The organism is Cellulomonas sp. NPDC058312 (assembly GCF_042880135.1).
Classification (GTDB): Bacteria; Actinomycetota; Actinomycetes; order Actinomycetales; family Cellulomonadaceae; genus Cellulomonas.
The window spans coordinates 247,735-268,644 of the sequence record NZ_JBHVZE010000004.1 but is presented as its reverse complement, the minus strand read 5'-3'; the positions used below and the strand labels follow the sequence as shown (position 1 = coordinate 268,644).

Here is a 20,910-nt window from a genome sequence, read left to right as displayed (position 1 = left end):
GGGGTGCGCGATCGGACCCTTCGGCCCGGGTGCCCCGTCAGGGGCGTCGAGGTCAGGCGGCCTTGATGGCCGAGACCTCGAGGTTGATGACGACCTTGTCGCTCACCAGGACGCCGCCGGCCTCGAGGGCCGCGTTCCAGGTGATGCCGAACTCCTTGCGGGAGATCGTCACGGAGGAGGAGAAGCCGGCGCGCTGGTTGCCGAACGGGTCGGTGGCCGCGCCCCCGAACTCGGTGGCCAGGTCGACGGACTTGGTCACGCCGTTGATGGTCAGGTCGCCGGTGACGACGTAGTCCTCGCCGTCCGCGCGGACCGCGGTCGAGGCGAAGGTCCACTCGCCGAACTTCTCCAGGTCGAAGAAGTCGGCCGACTTCAGGTGGCCGTCGCGGCCCGCGTCGCCGGTGTTGATGGTCGACGGGTCCAGCGCGGCGGTGACGCCGGAGAGCGTGAGGTCCTCGGCGACGGTGATGGTGCCGGAGGTCACCGCGACGGTGCCGCGGACCTTGGAGATGCCCGCGTGGCGGACGGTGAAGGACGCCTCGGTGTGCGAGGGGTCGATCGTCCAGGTGCCGGCGGTGAGGGCGGTGGGGAGCGTGGTGGTCGACATGCGGTGCCTCCTGCGAAGGTTGAAGCGTCAACTGCGGTTAGTTGAGATTTCTACTACAGTGTGGGGAGCGACGCAAGGGCTGTGGGACGATCAGCGACCCACGTCACAGCGCGCCCCCAGGAAGGACACGTCGATGACCGCCACGACCAGCACCCCCGGCCCGACCCGCGAGCCGCGGGCGCACGACGACGTCCGCTGGCTGACCGCCGACGAGCAGCGCGCGTGGCGGGCCTGGCGGGACGGCGCCGCGCGGCTGCTCGACATCCTCGGGCACGAGCTGGAGCAGGACTCCGGCCTGTCGCTCGGGGAGTACGAGGTCCTGGTCCGGCTGTCCGAGGCGCCCGGCCGCACCCTGCGGATGTCCGAGCTCGCCGGTGAGCTCGCCCACTCCCGCAGCCGCCTCACCCACACCGTCCGCCGGATGGAGAACGCCGGTCTGGTCGAGCGCGCCCCCTGCCTCGAGGACGCCCGCGGTGTGAACTGCACCATGACCGAGGCCGGCTGGCGGCGCCTCGTCGACGCGGCCCCCGCGCACGTCGAGTCGGTCCGCGCGCACCTGGTCGACGTGCTCACGCCCGCGCAGCTGCAGGCCCTCGGGGACGCGATGGGCGTCGTCGGCGCCGCGCTCCAGGCCGGCTGCGCGCAGGCCGTCGCCGCCGCCGAGGAGCGGTAGGGGTCCGAGCACCCAGCAGGGTTTGCGAGACTGACCCCATGGTCGCCACCACTGTCCACCTGATGCGGCACGGCGAGGTGCACAACCCCTCGGGCGTGCTCTACGGCCGGCTGCCCGGATACCACCTCTCCGAGCGGGGGGTGCAGATGGCCGACCGCGTCGCCGCGCACCTCGCCGGGGACCTCGACGGACCGCGCCGCGACGTCACCGCGCTGTTCGCGTCCCCGCTGCAGCGCGCGCAGGAGACGATGGCCCCGATCGCCGCGGCGTTCGACCTGCCCGTCACCACCGACGAGGGCCTGCTCGAGGCCGAGAACAAGTTCCAGGGCCTCACGTTCGGGGTCGGCGACGGCTCCCTGCGGCACCCCCGGCACTGGCCGCTGCTGGTGAACCCGTTCCGGCCGTCCTGGGGCGAGCCCTACCGGCAGCAGGTCGGCCGCGTCCTGTCCGTGGTCGACCGCGCCCGCGACGCCGCGCGCGGCCACGAGGCCGTGCTCGTGCTGCACCAGCTGCCGATCTGGGTCACCCGGCTCGCGCTCGAGGACCGCCGGCTGTGGCACGACCCGCGCCGCCGGCAGTGCTCGCTCGCCTCGCTGACCTCGCTGGTCTACGAGGACGACCGCCTGGTCCGGATCTCCTACACCGAGCCCGCCGCGGACCTGCTGCCCGGCGCCTCCGCCGTGGCGGGCGCATGACCGCGAGCCGTCGCCGTCGGGCCGTCGCGGCGCTGGTCGCCGCGGGCACCGCGCTGACCCTCGCCGCCTGCTCCGGGGGCGGGACGTCCGACGACGCCGACGTCGCCGGCCAGGGCTACGTCTCCGGCGACGGCTCCTTCACGCAGTGGGCCGCGGAGGACCGCAAGGGCCCGGTCGAGATCGCCGGGACCGACTTCGCCGGCGCGGCGGTCGACCTCGCGGACTGGCGCGGCGACGTCGTCGTCCTCAACACCTGGTACGCGGAGTGCCCGCCCTGCCGGGCCGAGGCACCCGACCTGGTGGACATCGCGACCGAGTACGCCGACCAGGGCGTCCGGCTGCTCGGCATCAACGGCGTCGACGACGCCGGGGCCGCCGAGTCGTTCCAGCGCACCTTCGACGTGCCCTACCCGAGCATCGACGACCGGGACAAGGGCGCGGTCGCCGCGCTCCAGGGCATCGTGCCGATCCAGGCGACGCCCACGACCGTCGTCCTCGACCGCGAGGGCAAGGTCGCCGCGCGCATCGTCGGGCTCGCCGAGGGGTCCACGCTCCGGGCGCTCGTCGACGAGGTGCTCGCCGAGCCCGGCGCCGGCTCGTGATCGCCGACGTCGGCGACTCGTTCGCGCAGGCCGCGTCCTCCGGGTCGCTGCTCGCGGCCGTCCCGGTCGCGGTGCTCGCCGGGCTGGTGTCGTTCGCGTCCCCGTGCGTGCTGCCGCTCGTCCCCGGGTACGTCGGGTACCTCGGCGGGATGTCCGCGGCGTCCGCGCCCGGGCGCTCGCGGGTCAGGGTGGCCGCCGGGGCCGCCGACGGGCCTGCCCTCGACCTCGCCGCGCACCTGCCGGCGCAGCCCGGCGTGCTGGGCGCGTCACCCACATCGGAGACCCCCGCCCCGTCCCGCGGCCGCCTGGTGCTCGGCGTCCTGCTGTTCGTCGCCGGGTTCACCGCGGTGTTCCTCGCCTACGGCTCGCTCGCCGGGTCGCTCGGGTCGTTCCTGCTGCGCTGGCAGGACCCGGTGTCCCGGGTGCTCGGCGTCGGCGTGATCGTCATGGGCCTGGCGTTCCTCGGGCTGCTGCCGTTCTTCCAGCAGGACCGCCGGAACGTCCTGACCCCGCGCGCCGGGCTGTGGGGCGCCCCGGTGCTCGGCGTGACGTTCGGCATCGGCTGGACGCCCTGCATCGGACCGACCCTCGCGGCGATCCTGCTGCTCTCGCTCGACGGCGGGTCCGCCGGCCGCGGCGCGGTGCTCGCCCTGGCGTTCTGCGCCGGCCTCGGGCTGCCGTTCGTGCTCGTCGCGCTCGGCCTGCAGCGCAGCCGCCGCGCGCTCGACTGGCTGGGCCGGCACCGGCTCGCCGTGATGCGCACCGGCGGCACGCTGCTGCTCCTGCTCGGCCTCGCCCTGGTCACCGGCCTGTGGTCCACCTGGTCCGCGTGGCTCCAGGGGCTGCTCACCGGGTCGACCCCCTTCATCCCGGCGGTGTGACATGACACGCGACGACACGACCTCGACGGCCCCCACCGGGCGCTACACCCCGGAGGGCCTGGAGGACGCGTTCAGCACCGGCGCCGACCAGCCGGCCCCCGGCGGCGACGCCCCGCAGCTGCCCGCGCTCGGCGTCGTCGGCTGGCTGCGGTGGGCCTGGCGGCAGCTGACGTCCATGCGGGTGGCGCTGCTGCTGCTCATGCTGCTCGCCGTCGCGGCGGTGCCCGGCACGATCTTCCCGCAGCAGTCCCAGCAGCCCGAGGAGGTCGCGACCTACCTCGTCGACCACCCCGACCTCGGCCCGCTGCTGGACCGCCTCGGGTTCTTCGACGTCTACTCGTCGATCTGGTTCTCGGCGATCTACCTGCTGCTGTTCGTCTCGCTGGTCGGCTGCATCCTGCCGCGCAGCCGCACGCACCTGAAGGCGCTCGGCGGGCGACCGCCGCGCACCCCGCGCCGGTTCGACCGGTTCCCCGCGCAGGCGTCGTTCACGTCCGACGGGACGCCGCAGGAGGTCGCCGAGCGTGCCGCCGTCGCGCTCGGCGGGCCCCGGTGGGCACGCCGGTTCCGGGTCGACGTGCGCGACGAGGGCGCCGGCGTGTGGTCCGTCGCCGCCGAGCGGGGCTACCTCCGCGAGACCGGCAACCTGGTGTTCCACCTCGCGCTCGTCGGCCTGCTCGTCTCCGTCGCCACCGGCCAGCTGCTGCACTACCGCGGGCAGGCGATCGTCGTGGCGGACCGCGCGTTCGCGAACACCCAGAGCGACTACGACACCTTCGAGTCCGGCGCCGGGTTCCGGCCGTCCTCGCTCGAGCCGTTCTCCCTGCGCCTCGACTCGTTCGAGTCCCGGTTCGACCCGCAGACGCTGCAGTCCCGCGACTTCACCGCGCACGTCACCGTCACCGAGCCGGGGGAGGAGGGCGTCGCGGACACCATCCGCGTCAACCACCCCCTCGACGCGGGCGGCGCGAAGATCTACCTCCAGGGCAACGGGTACGCCCCGCAGGTGACCGTCCGCGACGCCGCGGGCGAGGTCACGTTCGCCGGTGCCGTGCCGTTCCTCCCGCAGGACACCGTCTACACCTCGCAGGGCGTCATCAAGGTGCCCGACGTCACCAGCGGCCCGCAGATCGGGCTCCAGGGGGTGCTGCTCCCGACGGCCGAGCAGGTCGGCGAGGGCATCTGGCGCTCGACGTACCCGCAGCCCACCGACCCGCTGCTCGCGCTCGCGGTCTGGACCGGTGACCTGGGCCTCGACGACGGGGTCCCGCAGAACGTCTACCAGCTCGACGAGAGCGGCCTGGAGCAGCAGCTCGACGCCGACGGCCGACCCGTCACGCTGTACGTCCGGCCCGGCGAGACGGTCGACCTCCCCGACGGGCTCGGCACGCTGACCTTCGACGCCCTGCCCCGGTTCGTGGCCCTCGACCTGCGGCACGACCCGTCGCTGGCGTGGGTGCTGACCTTCGCGCTGCTGGCGTTCGCCGGGCTGGCCGCGTCGCTGTTCGTGCCGCGTCGGCGCGTCTGGCTGCGGGCGCGGCCGGCCACTGGATCCACGGGGGACGAAGGTCCCGGATCTGGCCGTACAGTGGTGACCGCCGCGGCTCTGGCGCGCGGTGACGACGTGGGCCTCCAGGCGGAGCTCGACCGGGCGGTGGACCGGCTCCGCGCGGGCGAGGCCCGAACCGGAAGGTAGAACGACATGCCCCTCGGCGACATCAGCACCCTGCTCGTGTGGGGGGCGGCCACCGCGTTCACGATCGCGCTCATCGCGTACTCCGCCGCCCTCGCCCGGGTCGCCGACGCGTCCTCGCGCGAGCACCGGGCCGCCCGCGCCGCGAAGGTCGCCGCCGCGAAGCAGGCCCGCGCCGCCGCGCGGCAGCCTGTCGGCGCCGGCGGGCCCGCGGCGCCCGTCGCGTCCGTGCCCGCCGAGTCCGTGACCGCCGACGCCGCCGCCGCCGCCGGCCCGGTCGCCGCCGACGGGTCGGTCGACCCCGACCTCGGCCCGTCGCGGAGCACCGGCATCGCCCGGTCGACGACCTACCTCGGCGTCGTGCTGCTGCTCGCCGGCATCGTGCTGCGCGGCCTCGCCGCCGGGCGCTGGCCCACCGCGAACATGTACGAGTACACCCTGGTCGGCACGTTCGTCGCCGCGGTGGTGCTGGCCGTCGTGCAGCGCCGCCGGGTGATCCCGTTCCTCGGCGTCGTCGTCATGGGCATCGGCGTGCTCGCCCTGGTCCTCGGGCTCAACGCGTTCTACGTGCAGGCCGAGGAGGTCCAGCCCGCCCTGCAGAGCTACTGGCTGGTGCTGCACGTCGGCGTCGCGATCATCGCCACCGGCATCTTCACCGTCGCGTTCGCGACCGCCGTGCTCCAGGTGCTCCAGGACGGTCGCGAGACCGGCCGCTCGCACCTCGACCACGCGTGGGGCCGGTTCGACGGCCTGCGCCGCCCGCTCGCCCGGTGGCGGGTGACCGGCCCCGCCTGGTCCTGGCTGCGGACCGTGCCGTCCGCCCGCAACCTCGAGGCCCTGTCGTTCCGCCTGAACGCGATCGGCTTCGTGCTCTGGACGCTCACGCTCATCGGCGGCGCCATCTGGGCCGAGCACGCGTGGGGCCGCTACTGGGGCTGGGACCCCAAGGAGGTCGGCACGTTCGTCGCCTGGGTCGTGTACGCGGCGTACCTGCACGCCCGGACCACCCGCGGCTGGGCCGGCCGGCGGGCCGCGTACTTCGTGTACGTCGGCTACGCGGTGGTGCTGATGAACTTCACCGTCGTGAACCTCTTCGTCACGGGCAAGCACTCGTACTCGGGCCTCTGACCGGCCCGCGGCCCCCCACCGCGGGCCGCCCCCCTGCCCGCCGCTGCTTGCCGCCTTCGCCGAGATAGGTCTGCCGCGGCGAGACAGGACGCCCGGAGGCCCTGACTGGGCGCGGCGGTCCTGACTCGACGGGACCGGCTCGCGGACGCGTGGGGCTCGGGCCGGTCCGATCGGGGCGCGCGTCCCTGGTCGCCCGGCGCCTGCGTGCGCTGCTGCTCTTGCCGAGACAGGGCCTCCGCCTCGAGACAGGACGTGCGCAGGCCCTACCTCGGCGCGCGGGTCCTGTCTCGGCGGCGGGCGGCGTGGCGGCGGGTGGTGCGCGTCAGCGGGGCGCGGCGCGTCAGCCGCGGGTGCCCTCGTCGGAGACGTCGTCGCCGGCCGGGCGGGGGTCGTCATCGCGGCGGGGGTCGTCGTCGCGGCGGGCCTCGCGCTCGCGGCGGAGGCGGTCCTGCTCGAGGCGCCAGAGGAACTCGGGGTCGTCGTCCGGGGCCACGGGGCCGCCGCGTCGAGGTCCGGTACCGCCGGGTCCGCCCGGTCGAGCCGCCCCGCCGCCGCCCGCAGCGCCACCACCGGCAGCGCGCTGGGCCCGGCTCGACGCGATCCACACGACCGCCCCGACCACCGGCACCAACGCGACGACGAGCCAGACGCCCCGGGGGATCCCGCGGCGCGCGTGCTCGTCGCTGGTGGCGATGTCCGCGAGCGCGTACACCGCCAGGCCGATGATCACGAGGAACAGCAGTGCGCGGGCCATGCCGTCCACCCTAAGCCGCCGCGCGGTGCGGGCCAGCGGGCGCCCGTACGCTGAGGGGGTGCCCGTCGTCACCTACTCCCTGCTCCGGCTCGCGCTGTTCGTGGTCTGCCTGGTCGCCCTCGTGCTCGCGGGGACCGGCTACCTGTTCGGCGTGATCGGTGCGGCCGTGCTGGCCGCCCTGCTGTCCTACCTGCTCCTCCAGGGCCCCCGGGTGCGTGCCGCCGAGTGGCTCCAGGCGCGCGCGGCGGCCCGCGGCGACCGCCCCCGCCTGTCCCGCAGCGCCGCGCAGGACGCCGCGGCGGAGGACGCGGCCGTCGACGCCGCCGACCACGGCCCGGACGGTCTGCCCCCCGGCCGCGTGCTCTGACCGGTCGACCCGGCGAGCGAGGTCGACCCGGCGGCCGAGGTCGCCCCTCCCGGCCGAGGGAGGGCGTCCCCGATGCCGACCTCGGCCCGATCGTGCGACCTCGGCCCTCCGAGCCGGGATCGCCCGGAGGGTCAGAGCGCCAGGCCGAGGCCCAGCAGCACGCCGAAGCCCAGCTCGTACATCCCCGTGCCGGCGAGCACCGGCACCAGGGCGATCCCGCGGGCGCCGACCAGCACGGTGAACGCCAGGATCCCGGCGGGCAGCGCGAGCAGCATCACCAGCAGCGCCCAGGGGTTCGCGAGCGCGCAGACCAGCCCGAGCACCACGGGCAGGATCACCATGGCCGCGTAGGCGATGCGGGCGCGGCGCTCGCCGAGCCGGACCGCGAGGGTGCGCTTGCCGACGAGGGAGTCGGTCGGCACGTCGCGCAGGTTGTTGACCATGAGCAGGGCGCAGGCGATCAGGCCGACGGCGACGGCGCCGACCCACGCGGGCCACGTCAGGCGCCCCGCCTGGGTGTAGGTGGTGCCGAGCACGGCGACCAGCCCGAAGAACACGAAGACACCGACCTCGCCGAGGCCGAGGTAGCCGTAGGGGCGCTTGCCGCCGGTGTAGAACCAGGCGGCCAGCACGCACACGGCGCCGATCGCGAGCAGCCACCACTGGCCGGTCGCGGCGACCAGCCCGAGCCCGAACAGCCCGGCGACGCCGAACGCCGCGAACGCGGCGAGCTTGACCTCGCGCGGGCGGGCGAGGGCGCTGGCGGTCAGCCGCAGCGGACCGACCCGGTTGGTGTCCGTACCGCGCACGCCGTCGGAGTAGTCGTTGGCGTAGTTGACGCCGACCTGGAGCGCGAGGGCGACGCCGAGCGCGAGCAGGGCCAGGCCGAGGTGCGCGGCGTCGATCTGCGCGGCGGCTCCGGTGCCGACCAGCACGGGCGCGGCGGCGGCGGGCAGGGTGCGCGGTCGTGCGCCGGCGATCCACTCGGACGGGGTGGCCATGATGCTCCTGTCGTGCGGCGGGACGGGCGGGGGTGCCGAGGGCCGCGCAGCGACCGTACCCGGCGCGGCGGGCCGGGACGCAGCGGCGGGGGCGTGCCGGTGGTCACCCCGGCGGACGGTCCTGCGGGTCGGCGCCGGGGGTGGGGTGCGCCAGCGCGTCGACGGCGAGCGCGGCCGCACCCCGCCGGTCGGGCTTGCCGGGCCCGCGCAGCGGCAGCGCCGCGACGGTGACGAGGTGCCGGGGCGCGGCGGCGCGGCCCAGCCGGTCGGCGGCCGTCCGGCGCAGGTCGACGAGGTCGGGGCCGGTGGTGCCGGCGGCCGGGACGACGACCGCGACCAGCGCCTGACCCCACTCCGGGTCGGGGACGCCGACGACCAGCACCTCGCCGACGCCCGGCAGCCCGGACAGGGCGCGCTCGACGGCGGCGGGGGCGACCTTCTCGCCACCCGTGACCACGACGTCGTCCGCCCGGCCCAGCACCTCGAGCCGCCGCCCCGCGCCGGAGTCCGTCCACCGCCCCAGGTCGCTGGTCCGCAGCCACCGGGTGCCGTCGGCGACCTCGAACAGCTCGGCGTCCAGGTCGGGTCGGCCGCGGTAGCCGGTGGCGAGCACCGGGCCGGCGAGCCGGATCCGCCCGTCGGCGCCCAGGTCGACCGTCACGCCGTCGAGCGGCACGCCGTCGTACACGCAGCCGCCCGAGGTCTCCGACATGCCGTAGGTCGTCACGACGCGCGCGCCGGCGGCGCGAGCCCGGTCGACCAGCCCGGGCGGGGCCGCCGCACCGCCGAGCAGCACGGCGTCGAACGCGGCCAGCGCGTCCCGGCCGGCGGGGTCGTCGAGCAGCCGGTGCACCTGCGTGGGGACCAGCGAGGTGTACCGGGGGAGGCCGTCCGCGGGGAGCGCGGCGACGGCGACAGCGAACGCGTCGACGCGGAACGGCCCGGCCAGCACGTGGGGCGTGGTGCCCGCGACGATCGACCGCACCAGCACCTGGAGCCCGGCGACGTGCGCGGGCGGCAGCGGCAGCAGCCACCGGCCGGGCCCGGCGAGCCGCACCTCGGTCGCGCCCGCCGACGCCCGCAGCGCGGCGGCGGTGAGCATCACCTCGCGGGGGGCGCCCGTCGACCCCGACGTCCGGACCAGCAGCGCCACGTCGTCGGGCACCGGAGCGCCCGGGTCGGGCGTCGCCCCGTCCTCGACGGGCAGCACCGCAGGTCCCGACCCGTCGAGCGCGGCTGCGAGGGCGGCGGTCAGCGCGGGCACCGTGCGGGCGGACGCGGGCACGACGCGGACAGGGCGGCTCACACCGCCAGCGTAGGTGCGCCCGTAGAGTGTCGCGGGACGCGCGACCGGGCACCGCTGGGGCGCGGGACGCTGCACGAGGGGTTTGTCGCACATGATCCACACCACCAGGGGCCGCCTGCGGAGCGTCGCCGGGCTCACGCTCGCCGCCGCGATGCTGCTCGCGGGCTGTTCGCAGGGCGGCGAGCCGGCGCCGGAGGCGAGCACGGTCGGGCCGTCGCTGCAGGCCGACAAGGTCGCGGTGCCCGAGCCGGTCGTCGCGCCGACGTGGCCGCTGACCGGTGTCGCCGGTGAGCCGGTGAACCGCCCGGCGCTCGCGGTGAAGATCGAGAACACCGCCGTCGCGCGCCCGCAGTCCGGGCTGGACCAGGCGGACGTGGTCTGGGAGACCATCGTCGAGTTCGAGGTGTCCCGCCTGATCGCGGTGTTCCACTCGCAGACCCCCACGGAGGTCGGTCCGATCCGGTCCGTGCGTCCGATGGACCCGCCGATCGTGGCGCCGCTGAACGGTCTGCTGACCTTCTCGGGCGGTCAGGCGGGGATCCTGGCGCTGGTGGCCGAGGCCCCGGTGCAGGCCATCAGCCACGACGCCGGCGCGCCCGGGCTCTACCGGCTGAAGTCGCGGTCGGCGCCCCACAACGTGTACGCCGACACCAGCGACCTGTGGGTGCAGGCCGACGCGAACCACCAGAACAGCCCCGGGGAGCAGTTCGCGTTCGCCCGGTCCGCCGAGCGCGCCTCCGCCGTCCTCGCGGGCACCCCGGCCACGACGCTCGCGTTCAGCCTGTCCGGCCAGTCGAAGCCGTCCTGGACCTGGAACGGCTCCGTGTGGGAGCGCTCGGAGGGCAGCACGCCCGCCACCTCGGCGACCGGCGCACGGCTGTCCGCGGTCAACGTCGTGTCGATCACCGCGTCGCACCCCGGTACCGGGTTCGGCGCGCAGAACGGCGCGGTCGTGCCCACCTACACCCTGGTCGGGACCGGTGAGGGCGTGCTGGCCACCGGCGGCAGGACCGTCCCGGTGACCTGGAAGAAGGACTCGCGCGACGCGCCGATGCAGCTGTTCACCGCGGACGGCGCGCCCGCGCAGCTCGCGCCGGGCAACACGTGGGTGGAGCTGGTGCCGGCGGAGACCGGCTCGCTCGCGATCTCCTGACCGGACCTGCCCGTCAGTAGGAGTGCGGGAACCGGCTCCAGTCCGGGTCGCGACGCTCGAGGAACGCGTCCCGGCCCTCGACGGCCTCGTCGGTCATGTACGCCAGCCGGGTCGCCTCGCCCGCGAACACCTGCTGGCCCGCGAGGCCGTCGTCGGCGAGGTTGAACGCGAACTTGAGCATCCGGATCGCCTGCGGGGACTTCGTCGCGATGACCCGGGCGTACTCCAGGGCCGCCTCCTCGAGCCGGGCGTGGTCGACGACGTCGTTGACCGCGCCCCAGTCGTAGGCGTCCTGCGCCGAGTACTCGCGCGCGAGGAAGAAGATCTCCCGCGCCCGCTTCTGGCCGACCTGGCGGGCCAGCAGCGCCGAGCCGTAGCCGCCGTCGAACGAGCCGACGTTCGCGTCGGTCTGCATGAAGCGCGCGTGCTCGCGCGAGGCGATCGTCAGGTCCGCGACGACGTGCAGCGAGTGCCCGCCGCCGGCCGCCCAGCCGTTGACGACCGCGACGACGACCTTCGGCATGGTCCGGATCAGGCGCTGCACCTCGAGGATGTGCAGCCGGCCGGCCCGCGCCGGGTCGATGTGGTCCGCGGTCTCCGCCTGCGTCGTGTCGGTGTACCGGTAGCCGTCCCGGCCGCGGATCCGCTGGTCGCCGCCGGAGCAGAACGCGTAGCCGCCGTCCTTGGGGCTCGGGCCGTTGCCGGTGAGCAGCACGGTGCCGACGTCGGACGTCATCCGCGCGTGGTCGAGCGCGCGGTAGAGCTCGTCGACGGTGTGCGGGCGGAACGCGTTGCGGACCTCGGGCCGGTCGAACGCGATCCGCACCACCGGCAGGTCGCGGGTGCTGTCCTCCCCGCGCGCGACGCCGCGGTGGTAGGTCAGGTCGGTGAGGTCCTCGAACCCGGTGACCGTGCGCCAGCGGCTCGGGTCGAAGGTGTCGGAGACGCGCGGGGGCAGGGAGTCGGTCACCGACCCAGGGTAGGACGGCCGCCGACCCTCTACCCTGGCGACGTGCACGTCTACGCGATCCCCCTGCGGACGCGCTTCCGCCGGATCACCGTGCGCGAGGGCGTCCTGGTCCCCGGGGACGCCGGGTGGGGCGAGTTCAGCCCGTTCTGGGACTACGACGCCGCCGAGTCCGCCGCCTGGTGGCGCGCGACCCGGGAGGCGGCGGACGTCGGCTGGCCCGCGCCGGTGCGCGACCTGGTGCCCGTGAACGTCACGATCCCGGCCGTCGGCCCCGACGAGGCCCGCGCCCTGGTGCTCGCGTCCGGCGGGTGCACGACCGCGAAGGTCAAGGTCGCCGAGCCCGGGCAGGACGCCGCGCAGGAGGCCGACCGGCTCGCCGCCGTGCGGGACGCCCTGGGGCCGGGCGGCCGGATCCGGGTCGACGCGAACGCCGGCTGGGACGTCGACACCGCCGTGGACCGGCTGCTGCTGCTGGACCGGGCTGCGGGCGGGCTCGAGTACGCGGAGCAGCCGGTCGCGTCGGTGGCGGACCTGGCTCGCGTCCGCCGGCGGACGCACGTGCCGATCGCCGCCGACGAGTCGATCCGCCGCGCCGAGGACCCGTTGGCCGTGGTGCGCGCCGACGCCGCGGACGTCGTGGTGCTCAAGGTGCAGCCGCTCGGCGGGGTGCGGGCGTGCCTGGAGCTGGCCGAGCAGGTGGGGCTCCCGGTGGTGGTGTCGTCCGCGCTGGAGACGTCCGTCGGCCTGGCCGCCGGGGTGGCCCTGGCGGCCGCGCTGCCCGAGCTGCCGTTCGCGTGCGGCCTGGCGACGGCCCAGCTGCTCACCGCCGACGTGGTGACCCACCCGCTGCTGCCGGTCGACGGCGCCCTGCGGGTCGCCGCGGCCCGGGACCTCGTGCCCGACCCGGAGCGGCTCGACACGACCGCCGCCGACGAGGCCACCGCCGCCCGCTGGGCCGAGCGGGTCGAGGCCGTCCTGGCGGTGTCCCGGTGACGCCCGGGGTCCCCGCCCCGGCACCCGCGCCGCACGCCGCCCGGGTGCTGGTCGCCGAGCTCGCCGCCCACGGGGTCCGGGACGTCGTGCTCGCCCCCGGGTCCCGCAGCGCGCCGCTCGCGTACGCGCTCGCCGAGGCCGCGCTGCCCGCGGACGAGCGCCCGGCCGGCGCCCCGGAGGTCCGGCTGCACGTCCGGGTCGACGAGCGGTCCGCGGCGTTCCTCGCCCTCGGGCTGGCCCGCGCCGCCGCCGTCGACGGACCGCCGCGGCCGGTCGCGGTCGTCACGACGTCCGGCACCGCGGTCGCGAACCTGCACCCCGCGGTGCTCGAGGCGCACCACGCGGGCGTCCCGCTGCTGCTCCTCACCGCCGACCGTCCGCACGAGCTGCGCGGCACCGGGGCGAACCAGACCACGGTGCAGACCGGCATCTTCGGCCCGGCGGTCCGGCTGGACGCCGACGTGCCGGCACCGGCGGGCCGCCCGGGGGAGGACCGCGACCTGCGGCACCTCGTCTCGCGGGCGGTCGCCGCGGCGCTCGGCACCCGCACCGGCGACCCCGGTCCGGTGCACCTCGACCTCGCCTACCGCGAGCCGCTGACCCCGGGCGCGGAGCCGTGGCCCGCCGCGGAGCCGTCGCCCGGCCGGGTGCTGGTCGCCGCACGCGGCACGGCCGACGTGGACGCGCCCGCCCGCGCCGCGCTGCCCGGCCCGGTGGTCGTGGTCGCCGGCGACGGCGCGGGACCCGACGCCCGGCGGCTCGCCGAGTCCGCCGGGTGGCCGCTGCTCGCGGAGCCGTCCTCCGGCGCCCGCGGCGGCACGCACGCGCTCGCGGCGTACCGCGTGCTGCTGGGCGACCCCGCGCTGGGCGGCCGGGTGCGCTCCGTCGTGCTGCTCGGCAGGCCCACGCTGTCGCGTCCGGTGAGCGCGCTGCTCGCCCGGGACGACGTCGACCTCACGGTCATCGCCCCGACCGGTGCCGGCTGGCCCGACGCGGGACGGGCCGCCGACCGGGTGCTGCCCGGCGTCCCGGCCGCGTGGCTCGCGGAGCCGCCGACCGAGCCCGGCACCTGGCTGCGCGCGTGGCAGCGGGCCGACGCCGCCGCGGGCACGGCCGTCGACGCCCTGCTCGACGACGACCCCGCCGCGCCGCCGACCCGCAGCACGCCGCCGATGACGGGGCCCGCCGCGGTGCGGGCCGTCGCGGCGGCGAGCGTGCCCGGCGACGTCCTGGTGGTGGGCTCGTCCAACCCGGTGCGCGACCTGGACCTGGTCGCGCGGTGGGACGAGCCGCCGGTCGTGCTCGCGAACCGCGGGCTCGCGGGGATCGACGGGATGCTGTCGACCGCCGCGGGCGTCGCGCTCGGCCTGCCGCGGCGCCGGGTGCGCGCGCTCGTCGGCGACCTCACGTTCCTGCACGACGTCGGCGGGCTGCTGCGGCCCGGTACGGAGCCGGAGGTCGACCTCCAGGTCGTCGTGCTCAACGACGCCGGCGGGTCGATCTTCGCGACCCTGGAGCACGGCGCCCCCGAGCGCGCGCGGACGTTCGAGCGGGTGTTCGGCACCCCGCACACCGCCGACCTCGCGGCGCTGTGCGCGGGGTACGGGGTGCGGCACGTGCGCGTGTCCGACGCGACCGCGCTGGCCGCGGCGCTCGCGGCGCCCGGCCGGGGGACGTCCGTGGTCGAGGTGCGGGTGGACCGCGCCGACCGCCGGGGGCTCGGCGAGCGCCTGGTGGCGGCGGTCCGTGCGGCCGCGCGCACCGGCGCCGACCCCGGCTGAGCCGCCACCGCGCGCCACGCGTCATCGACGATTCGCAGCGGACTCCCAGGTTCCCCCGAGCACGGTTCCAGCGACGTGGGGTCTGATGGTGTCCACGAAGGAGGTACACCCCATGAGCAGCACCCCCGAGGGACCCCAGGACGCCGCCCGCGAGCCGCAGCCGGAGGGCACCGAGGCCGCCGAGCGCGCCGCGCACGAGCCCGCGACCGAGGTCGTCCCCACCCACGACGCCACCCCCGCGACCGAGGCCGTGCCGGCCCGCGACGCGCAGGACCACCCGCAGGACGCCCCGACGCAGCGCATCGCCCCCGCGGCGACGCAGCAGCTCCCGCAGACCCCGGCGGACCACACCCCCGCGCCGCAGGCCCCCGCGCAGCCGGCCCCCGCCGCGCCCCCGACGTCCGCGTACCCCGCGCCGTACCAGCAGCGGGCGCCGTACCAGCCGGCCCCGCAGCAGCAGGCGCCGCAGGGCTACCCCGGCGCGCCCGACCCGCGGCAGCAGCCGCGCTACGGCCAGTACGCCCCGCACCACCCGGGCGTGCAGCAGCACCCGGGGCAGCACCAGCACGCCGCAGGCCCCCAGCAGCACCCCGGCCCCCAGCAGCACGCCGGGCAGGGCCAGCAGCACCAGCAGCGGTCCGGCGACCCCCTGGCCGCGTTCCGCACCCCGGCCCCGGGCGCCCCCGGTGCGCCGGGTGCCCCCGGCCAGCCGCCGACCGGCGGCGGCGAGCACCCGACGGGCCTCGGCGCCGCGGGTGCGTCCGACGGGCACGGCGGCACGACCACCCGCACCCGCGAGCGCAGCATCTGGCTGCCGGTCGCGAGCGTCGGCGTGGCGGCCGCCCTGCTCGCCAGCCTCGGCACCGCGGCCCTGACAGGTGCGTTCGACGAGGGCACGTCGCGGGCCGCGGACATCAGCACCGTCGGCCGCTCCAGCACCGACACCGCCCCGGTCTCGGGCTCGACGGCCGAGAACCCGGACTGGCAGGCCGTCGCGTCGGCCGTGCAGGCGTCGGTCGTCGCGATCCAGGTGACGACCTCGTCCGGCGGCGCGGAGGGGTCCGGCGTGATCGTCGACACCGACGGGCACATCGTCACGAACAACCACGTCGTGTCCGGCGCCCAGGACGACAAGGTGCAGGTGACGCTCACCGACGGCCGCATCTTCACCGCGGACGTGGTCGGCACGGACCCCACGACGGACCTCGCCGTCATCCAGATCACCGACGCGCCGGACGACCTGACCCCGGCCTCGCTGGGCGACTCGACCGACGTCACCGTCGGCGACCCGGTGATGGCGGTCGGCAACCCGCTCGGCCTGGCCAACACGGTGACGACCGGCATCGTCTCGGCGCTCGACCGTCCCGTGTCCACCACGGAGAACGGCAGCAACGAGTCCGTCGTGACGAACGCCATCCAGATCGACGCCGCGATCAACCCCGGCAACTCGGGCGGTCCGCTGTTCGACGCGCAGGGCCGGGTCATCGGCATCACCTCGTCGATCGCGACGACGTCCAGCCAGTCCGGGTCGATCGGCCTCGGGTTCGCCATCCCGGTGAACCTGGCCGACATGGTCGCCCAGCAGCTGATCGCCGACGGCACCGCGGAGCACGCGTTCCTCGGGGTCGGCCTGTCGGACGGCACGGCGACGGCCGACGGCGTGACGCGCTCCGGCGCGCAGGTCGAGTCGGTGACCTCCGGGTCCCCGGCGGCCGAGGCGGGCGTCCAGAAGGGCGACGTCATCGTGGCGATCGACGGCAAGGCCGTCGCGGGCGCCGAGTCGCTCACCGGCTACGTCCGGGCGCAGGCGTCGGGCGACCAGGTCGCCCTCACGCTGGTCCGCGACGGCGCGTCGCAGGAGGTGGACGTCACGCTCGCGGTCCGCGAGGAGACCGCCGCGGACTCCGGCTCCGGCCAGGGCTCGGCCCCGTCCAACCCGGAGGACATGACCCCCGAGCAGCTCTGGGAGTGGTTCCAGCAGCAGCAGGGCGGCGGTCGCTGACGACCCCCTGACCGACCCGGGCGGGTCCCCCCTGCCCCGCCCGGGTCCCGGCGACCCCCGACGCGCGCTCACCCCCGGCCGCGCGTCGGGGGTCGCGTGCGTCCACCCCCCCGCGCCCCGAACCGCCGAGATGGCGGCGCTCGCCTGCGTCACCGGCCTCGCGCGGAGGCGGGCACTGCCATCTCGGCGAACGGGGTGGCGGAGGGTGGGGGAGGGGGTGGGTGCTCAGTCCGTGGCGAGGGCCGTGCGCATGGGGACGAGCTTCGCGCGGGACTCCGCGAGCTCCGCGGCGGGGTCGGACGCCGCGACGATGCCGCAGCCGGCGAACAGCCGCAGCCGGTGCGGGTCCTCGGCGTCGACCTGGGCGGACCGCAGCGCGATGCCCCACTCGCCGTCGCCGTCCGCGCCGACCCAGCCCACCGGCCCGGCGTACCGGGCGCGGTCCATGCCCTCGATGCGGCGGATCAGGTCGCGGGCGGCCTCGGTCGGCGTGCCGCAGACCGCGGCGGTGGGGTGCAGCGCCGCGGCGAGCGCGAGCGACGTCGGGTGCCCGGCGACGGCGGCCGGCGCCCCCGGCAGACCGGGGACCGTGCCGAGGGGCTCGCCGACGCCGGCCAGCACGCCGGTGACGTCGGAGGCCAGGTGCAGCACGTTCGGCAGGTGCAGCACGAACGGGGCGTCGGGCAGGTTGGTGGAGGAGCAGAACGGCGCGAGGGCCCGGGCCACCGAGGTGACCGCGTACTCGTGCTCCTCGAGGTCCTTGGACGAGTGCGCGAGGATCGCCGCGCGGGCGAGGTCGGCGTCGTCGTCGCCGGTGCGCCGGATCGTCCCGGCGAGCACGCGCGAGGTGACCAGGCCCTTCTCGGACCGGACCAGCAGCTCGGGGGTGGCGCCGATCATGCCGTCGACGGAGAACGTCCAGCAGGTCGGGTAGTGCTCGGCGAGCCGCCCGAGGGCGTGCCGGACGTCGAGGGGCTCGGCGGTGCGCGCGATCTCGTCGCGGGCGAGCACGACCTTGTCGACCTCGCCGGCCCGGATCGCGGCGACCCCGCGGGCGACGACGTCGGTCCAGTCGTCGGCGGCGACGGAGCCGGAGGCGTAGGTCACCTCGCCCGGGGCGCGCACCGGGGTCAGCCCCGCGACGTGCCGGGCGAGCAGGCCCGCGTCGGGGGCGGCGCCGAGCGTCCCGGGGGTCTCCACCACGGTGAGCCAGGCGCGCCCGTCGCGCCGGCCGACGACGACGCGCGGGACGACGAGCACCCCGCCGGCGGCGGACGCGTCGTCGAACGCGAACGACCCGAACGCGACGGGCCCGGTGCCGGGCAGCCGCACCTCGTCGCGGACGACGGCGTGCGCGACCAGCCGGTGCCACGCGCGCTCGGCGTCGGCGAACCGCTCGGCGCCGGCGACCTCGACGCGCACGGCCTCGCCCCAGCCGACGAGCCCGTCGCCGCGGCGCACCCAGGTCAGCGGCGCGTCCTGCGGCAGCAGGGACAGCAGGTCGTCGGGGGCGTCGAGGGCGACGGTCCGCACCACGAGGGGGCCGGGGTGCGAGGACGGCGCGCGGTCGTCGTCGCGCAGGGGGCTGGTCATCGCCGACCAGGGTACGACCGCCGCTGGAGCAGCTGCGCGCCGGGGGCGGGTGACACCTGCGCGCCGCGGGCACGACGACCTGACACGATGGGCCCATGCCTCGCGCCTCCCTCGACAAGGACCCCCACGACGTCGCCACGATGTTCGACGGCGTCGCCCGCCGCTACGACCTGACCAACGACGTGCTGTCGCTGGGCCAGGACCGGATGTGGCGCCGTGCGACGCTGAAGGGCCTGGCGGCGCTGCCGGGGGAGACGGTGCTGGACCTGGCGGCGGGGACGGGCACGTCGAGCGAGCCGCTGGCGGACGCGGGCGTGAAGGTCGTCCCGTGCGACCTGTCGACGGGGATGCTCGCGGTCGGCAAGCTGCGGCGGCCCGACCTGCCGTTCACCGCGGGCGACGCGACGGCGCTGCCGTTCGCGGACGCGTCGTTCGACGCGGTGACGATCTCGTTCGGGCTGCGCAACGTCGTGGACACCGTCGGCGCGCTGCGTGAGATGCGCCGGGTGACGAAGCCGGGCGGCCGGCTGGTGGTGTGCGAGTTCTCGGCGCCGACGTGGGCGCCGCTGCGGACCGTGTACTCGGGCTACCTGATGCGGGCGCTGCCGAAGGTGGCGCGGGTCGTCGCGCGGGAGTCGGACGCGTACGCGTACCTGGCGGAGTCGATCCGCGACTGGCCGGACCAGCTGGGGCTCGCGGAGCTGCTGCAGGAGGCCGGCTGGCGCTCGGTGGCGTACCGGAACCTGTCCGGCGGGATCGTCGCGCTGCACCGGGCGACAAATCCTGGGATCAATTAACGACAAAACGTGGGACGAAAGTCCCGGCACGTCCTCAGGGAAGCGACGACGCTACTCAGGCAACCCTTCGCAGACATCCGGCGCGACTTCTCACTAGACTCGGTCGCATCAGGTGTGAAGGCATTCACAAATGGGGCGGACAGTGCACAGTGGCAAGAGCGACGACGCGGACGTCATCGTCGTCGGAGCCGGACCCGGCGGGTCCAGCGCGGCCTACCACTGCGCTGCCGCGGGCCTGTCGGTGCTGCTGCTCGACAAGGCGGAATTCCCCCGTGACAAGGTCTGCGGCGACGGTCTGACCCCGCGCGCGGTCGCCGAGCTCACCCGGATGGGCGTGCCGCTGCGCGAGCAGGACGGCTGGATCCGCAACGTCGGGCTGCGCGTGCTCGGCGGCGGCCACGTGGTCGAGCTGCCCTGGCCCGAGCTCTCCTCGTACCCGTCGTACGGGCTCGCGCGGTCGCGGATGTCCCTCGACCACCTGCTGCTCGAGCACGCGCGGGCCGCCGGGGCCAAGGTCCAGGACAGGACCAACGTCACGGGTCCCCTGGTCGACGAGCGGACCGGCCGGGTCGTGGGCGTGCAGGCCCGTCCGGTCGACGGCGACGGCCGCCGCGCGGGCGACCCCGTCACGTACCGCGCGCCCGTGGTCATCGCCGCCGACGGCGTCTCCGCCCGGCTCGCGACCGGGATGGGCCTGGAGAAGCGGGTGGACCGCCCGATGGGCGTCGCCGTCCGCACGTACTTCCGGACCCCGCGGCACGACGACCCGTGGATGGAGTCGCACCTCGAGCTGTGGGACGGCAGGCCGGGCGAGTCCGACCTCATGCCCGGCTACGGCTGGATCTTCTCGCTCGGGGACGGCACCGCCAACGTCGGCCTCGGCTCGGTGTCCTCGACCGCCGCCGCGACCAAGGTCGACTACAAGGACCTGTTCGCGAAGTGGATGGCGAACGCCCCCGCCGAGTGGGAGTTCACCGAGGAGAACCAGATCGGCCCGGTGCGCGGTGCCGCGCTGCCGATGGGCTTCAACCGCGGCCCGCTCTACGGGCGCGGGCTGATGCTGGTCGGCGACGCCGCCGGGATGATCAGCCCGTTCAACGGCGAGGGCATCGCCTACGCCCTGCAGGCCGGCCGCGTGGCCGCCGACGCCATCGTGCAGGCCACCGCCCGGGGCACCGCCGCCGGCCGGGAGCGCGCGCTCGCCACGTACGGCGCGCGGATGAAGGACGACCTCGGCGGGTACTACACGCTCGGCCGGGTGTTCGTGAAGCTGATCGAGCACCCGCAGGTCATGCGCGCGTGCACGCGGTACGGCCTGCCTCGCCCGCTGGTCATGCGCTTCACGCACAAGCTGCTCGCCGACTGCTACGAGCCGCGCGGCGGCGATGCGGTCGACCGGGTGATCGCCGGCCTGGCACGTCTGGCGCCGGCCTCGTGACCGCCCCGCCCTGACCCACGGGGGCACCGGCCTCGCCCGCCGGACCGCCCCCCGCACACCTCCACAGCCCCGCGGAAGCACTCCACCCCCCACCGGGAGAGCACCGATGACCAACCCGTACGTCCCCCTCCTCGTCATGATGGGGATCGCCGCGCTCCTCGCGATCGGCGGTCTCGCCGCCAGCGCCGTGCTGGGCCCGAAGCGCTACAACCGCGCGAAGCTCGAGGCCTACGAGTGCGGCATCCAGCCGACCCCGCACGCGGTCGGCGGCGGACGCTTCCCCGTGAAGTACTACCTCGTCGCGATGACGTTCATCGTCTTCGACATCGAGGTGGTCTTCCTCTACCCGTGGGCCGTCGACTTCACCGAGCTCGCGATGTTCGGGCTCGTCGCGATGGTGGGTTTCCTGGCGCTGATCACGGTGCCCTTCCTGTACGAGTGGCGCCGCGGCGGCCTGGACTGGGACGAGGACTGAC

At 76.1% G+C, this 20,910-nt stretch carries 20 protein-coding genes; 14 read left to right on the top strand and 6 right to left on the bottom strand.

Annotated features, from left to right (window positions below; all coding sequences use genetic code 11):
- Window positions 1-52: 52 nt before the first annotated feature.
- Entirely contained in the window at window positions 53-607 is a 555-nt protein-coding gene (locus ACFVXN_RS13805) for a YceI family protein (protein ID WP_203668052.1), read from the bottom strand.
- A gap of 133 nt (window positions 608-740) precedes the next feature.
- On the opposite strand from ACFVXN_RS13805, the gene ACFVXN_RS13800 reads away from it, so the two are divergent.
- Genes ACFVXN_RS13800 through ccsB form a run of 6 tightly spaced genes read left to right on the top strand, consistent with a single transcriptional unit; the run spans window position 741 to window position 6,279 of the window.
- Window positions 741-1,280, top strand: a complete 540-nt coding sequence (locus ACFVXN_RS13800) for a MarR family winged helix-turn-helix transcriptional regulator (RefSeq protein ID WP_389233332.1) — start codon at window positions 741-743, stop codon at window positions 1,278-1,280.
- Window positions 1,281-1,318: 38 nt separating this feature from the next.
- Window positions 1,319-1,975: a histidine phosphatase family protein gene (locus ACFVXN_RS13795; protein WP_389233330.1), complete on the top strand. Its 657-nt coding sequence runs from the start codon at window positions 1,319-1,321 to the stop codon at window positions 1,973-1,975.
- Entirely contained in the window at window positions 1,972-2,577 is a 606-nt protein-coding gene (locus ACFVXN_RS13790; protein WP_389233327.1) for a TlpA family protein disulfide reductase, read from the top strand. The genes ACFVXN_RS13795 and ACFVXN_RS13790 overlap by 4 nt, the downstream gene beginning before the upstream one ends.
- On the top strand, window positions 2,577-3,458 hold the full coding sequence (locus tag ACFVXN_RS13785; protein WP_389234050.1) for a cytochrome c biogenesis CcdA family protein: 882 nt from the start codon (window positions 2,577-2,579) through the stop codon (window positions 3,456-3,458). The genes ACFVXN_RS13790 and ACFVXN_RS13785 overlap by 1 nt, the downstream gene beginning before the upstream one ends.
- Before the next feature lies 1 nt (window position 3,459).
- Window positions 3,460-5,154 carry a cytochrome c biogenesis protein ResB gene (locus ACFVXN_RS13780; protein ID WP_389233324.1) on the top strand — a complete coding sequence of 565 codons (1,695 nt, stop codon included), beginning with the start codon at window positions 3,460-3,462 and terminating at the stop codon, window positions 5,152-5,154.
- 6 nt (window positions 5,155-5,160) lie between these two features.
- Window positions 5,161-6,279 carry a c-type cytochrome biogenesis protein CcsB gene (ccsB, locus tag ACFVXN_RS13775; protein ID WP_389233321.1) on the top strand — a complete coding sequence of 373 codons (1,119 nt, stop codon included), beginning with the start codon at window positions 5,161-5,163 and terminating at the stop codon, window positions 6,277-6,279.
- 340 nt (window positions 6,280-6,619) lie between these two features.
- On the opposite strand, the gene ACFVXN_RS13770 is transcribed toward ccsB, so the two are convergent.
- Window positions 6,620-7,033 (bottom strand): PLDc N-terminal domain-containing protein, encoded by a 414-nt coding sequence (locus ACFVXN_RS13770; RefSeq protein ID WP_389233318.1) that lies wholly within the window; start codon window positions 7,031-7,033, stop codon window positions 6,620-6,622.
- A gap of 58 nt (window positions 7,034-7,091) precedes the next feature.
- On the opposite strand from ACFVXN_RS13770, the gene ACFVXN_RS13765 reads away from it, so the two are divergent.
- Window positions 7,092-7,400, top strand: coding sequence for a DUF4229 domain-containing protein (locus ACFVXN_RS13765; RefSeq protein ID WP_389233315.1), 309 nt, complete (start codon window positions 7,092-7,094; stop codon window positions 7,398-7,400).
- A 131-nt stretch (window positions 7,401-7,531) separates the two neighbouring features.
- On the opposite strand, the gene ACFVXN_RS13760 is transcribed toward ACFVXN_RS13765, so the two are convergent.
- Window positions 7,532-8,401: a 1,4-dihydroxy-2-naphthoate polyprenyltransferase gene (locus tag ACFVXN_RS13760; RefSeq protein WP_389233312.1), complete on the bottom strand. Its 870-nt coding sequence runs from the start codon at window positions 8,399-8,401 to the stop codon at window positions 7,532-7,534.
- A gap of 103 nt (window positions 8,402-8,504) precedes the next feature.
- On the bottom strand, window positions 8,505-9,707 hold the full coding sequence (gene menE, locus ACFVXN_RS13755) for an o-succinylbenzoate--CoA ligase (protein WP_389233309.1): 1,203 nt from the start codon (window positions 9,705-9,707) through the stop codon (window positions 8,505-8,507).
- A 91-nt stretch (window positions 9,708-9,798) separates the two neighbouring features.
- Here menE and ACFVXN_RS13750 point away from each other — a divergent pair, with 91 nt between their 5' ends.
- A complete protein-coding gene (locus ACFVXN_RS13750; protein ID WP_389233306.1) occupies window positions 9,799-10,860 on the top strand; it encodes a DUF3048 domain-containing protein in 1,062 nt (353 codons plus the stop codon).
- Between the two features lie 13 nt (window positions 10,861-10,873).
- Here the strand turns inward: ACFVXN_RS13750 and ACFVXN_RS13745 are convergent, their stop codons facing one another.
- The gene (locus tag ACFVXN_RS13745; protein ID WP_389233303.1) at window positions 10,874-11,830 is read right to left on the bottom strand and encodes a 1,4-dihydroxy-2-naphthoyl-CoA synthase; all 957 of its coding nucleotides are present in this window, start codon (window positions 11,828-11,830) and stop codon (window positions 10,874-10,876) included.
- A 42-nt stretch (window positions 11,831-11,872) separates the two neighbouring features.
- On the opposite strand from ACFVXN_RS13745, the gene ACFVXN_RS13740 reads away from it, so the two are divergent.
- The 3 genes from ACFVXN_RS13740 (at window position 11,873) to ACFVXN_RS13730 (ending at window position 16,606) form a co-directional block, all read left to right on the top strand.
- Entirely contained in the window at window positions 11,873-12,823 is a 951-nt protein-coding gene (locus ACFVXN_RS13740) for an o-succinylbenzoate synthase (RefSeq protein WP_389233300.1), read from the top strand.
- A complete protein-coding gene (gene menD / locus ACFVXN_RS13735; protein WP_389233297.1) occupies window positions 12,820-14,604 on the top strand; it encodes a 2-succinyl-5-enolpyruvyl-6-hydroxy-3-cyclohexene-1-carboxylic-acid synthase in 1,785 nt (594 codons plus the stop codon). The genes ACFVXN_RS13740 and menD overlap by 4 nt, the downstream gene beginning before the upstream one ends.
- Window positions 14,605-14,716: 112 nt before the next feature.
- Window positions 14,717-16,606 (top strand): trypsin-like peptidase domain-containing protein, encoded by a 1,890-nt coding sequence (locus ACFVXN_RS13730; protein ID WP_389233294.1) that lies wholly within the window; start codon window positions 14,717-14,719, stop codon window positions 16,604-16,606.
- A 225-nt stretch (window positions 16,607-16,831) separates the two neighbouring features.
- Here the strand turns inward: ACFVXN_RS13730 and ACFVXN_RS13725 are convergent, their stop codons facing one another.
- Window positions 16,832-18,199: an isochorismate synthase MenF gene (locus ACFVXN_RS13725; RefSeq protein ID WP_389233291.1), complete on the bottom strand. Its 1,368-nt coding sequence runs from the start codon at window positions 18,197-18,199 to the stop codon at window positions 16,832-16,834.
- A gap of 95 nt (window positions 18,200-18,294) precedes the next feature.
- Here ACFVXN_RS13725 and ACFVXN_RS13720 point away from each other — a divergent pair, with 95 nt between their 5' ends.
- The 3 genes from ACFVXN_RS13720 to ACFVXN_RS13710 all read left to right on the top strand — a co-directional run bounded on the left by ACFVXN_RS13720 (window position 18,295) and on the right by ACFVXN_RS13710 (window position 20,909).
- A complete protein-coding gene (locus tag ACFVXN_RS13720; protein WP_389233288.1) occupies window positions 18,295-18,996 on the top strand; it encodes a demethylmenaquinone methyltransferase in 702 nt (233 codons plus the stop codon).
- A 142-nt stretch (window positions 18,997-19,138) separates the two neighbouring features.
- Complete coding sequence (locus tag ACFVXN_RS13715; RefSeq protein ID WP_389233285.1) at window positions 19,139-20,434, top strand: geranylgeranyl reductase family protein; 1,296 nt, start codon at window positions 19,139-19,141, stop codon at window positions 20,432-20,434.
- 106 nt (window positions 20,435-20,540) lie between these two features.
- The gene (locus tag ACFVXN_RS13710; protein WP_389233282.1) at window positions 20,541-20,909 is read left to right on the top strand and encodes an NADH-quinone oxidoreductase subunit A; all 369 of its coding nucleotides are present in this window, start codon (window positions 20,541-20,543) and stop codon (window positions 20,907-20,909) included.
- Window position 20,910: the final 1 nt, after the last annotated feature.